The organism is Olsenella sp. KH1P3 (assembly GCF_900167315.1).
In the GTDB taxonomy this organism is placed as follows: Bacteria; Actinomycetota; Coriobacteriia; order Coriobacteriales; family Atopobiaceae; genus Olsenella_J; species Olsenella_J umbonata_A.
The window spans coordinates 1-1,455 of the sequence record NZ_FUWQ01000013.1; the positions used below are offsets into that span (position 1 = coordinate 1).

Consider the following 1,455-nt stretch of genomic DNA (forward strand, 5'->3'; position numbering starts at 1 on the left):
CCCGCCCTGCCGTACCTTGAGAGCTGCATAGCGTGACAAAGACGATATTTTTCTTTTTCAAGAAGATCGCATCTGATCGCACCGGCGGCCAGTCCGCCGGAGTGTATGTATGTACCGGACCATCGAAGAGAAGATGGTAAGGGCACACGGTGGATGCCTTGGCACAGGAAGCCGACGAAGGACGTGACAAGCTGCGATAAGCCACGGTTAGGAGCACATATCCGCTTGACCCGTGGATTTCCGAATGGGCGAACCCGGCGGGAGTCATTTCCCGTCGCCCCGCGCTGAACACATAGGCGCGGCGGAGGTAACCCGGGGAACTGAAACATCTAAGTACCCGGAGGAAGAGAAATCAAACGAGATTCCCCTAGTAGTGGCGAGCGAACGGGGACATAGGCCAAACCGTCGGCCGCTTCGGCGCCGGCGGGGTTGTAGGGCCACTCATCGCGCAGTTACAAAACCTCGTGGAAGCGGAACGGCCTGGGAAGGCCGGCGAGACAGGGTTAGAGCCCCGTACGCGAATCCGCGAGGACTGCCGAGTGGTTCCTGAGTACTGCCGGACACGTGAAACCCGGTGGGAACCTGGGGGGACCACCCTCCAAGCCTAAATACTCTCCTGTGACCGATAGTGGACAAGTACCGTGAGGGAAAGGTGAAAAGCACCCCGGGAGGGGAGTGAAATAGTACCTGAAACCGTGTGCCTACAAGCAGTCGGAGCAGTGCTTGCACTGTGACGGCGTGCCTTTTGTAGAATGAGCCAGCGAGTTACGGCGTGTGGCGAGGTTAAGCTAGCAAGCGAGCCGCAGCGAGAGCGAGTCTGAACAGGGCGTTCAGTCGCACACCGTAGACGCGAAGCCGGGTGAGCTATCCATGGGCAGGCTGAAGCGGGGGTAAGACCCCGTGGAGGGCCGAACCCACTTAGGTTGAAAACTGAGGGGATGACCTGTGGATAGGAGTGAAAGGCCTATCAAACCCGGAGATATCTCGTTCTCCCCGAAATAGCTTTAGGGCTAGCCTCGGACGTTTACCTGCGGAGGTAGAGCACTGAATGGTTGCGGGGGCCTCACCGCCTACCAAGACCAATCAAACTCCGAATGCCGTAGGTCCAGAGTCCGGGAGTCAGAACATGTGGGCTAAGCTGTGTGTTCGAAAGGGAAACAGCCCAGACCGCCCGCTAAGGTCCCCAAATCCATGCTAAGTGGCAAAGGATGTGCGTTTGCTCAGACAACCAGGATGTTGGCTTAGAAGCAGCCATTCATTTAAAGAGTGCGTAATAGCTCACTGGTCGAGTGGACATGCGCCGACAATATACGGGGCTAAGCATGGTACCGAAGCGGCGGACTGCATTTCGCAGTGGTAGGGGAGCTTTCCGTCTGGGGCGAAGCCGCGGGACGACCCGCGGTGGACCGGCCGGAAGTGAGAATGCTGGCATGAGTAACGAGAGGGGCGTGAAAA

At 57.9% G+C, this 1,455-nt stretch carries 1 rRNA gene; it reads left to right on the plus strand.

From position 1 onward, the window contains the following. Nucleotides 1-126 precede the first annotated feature (126 nt). Nucleotides 127-1,455, plus strand: a 23S ribosomal RNA gene (locus B5D13_RS08585); the annotation flags it as partial.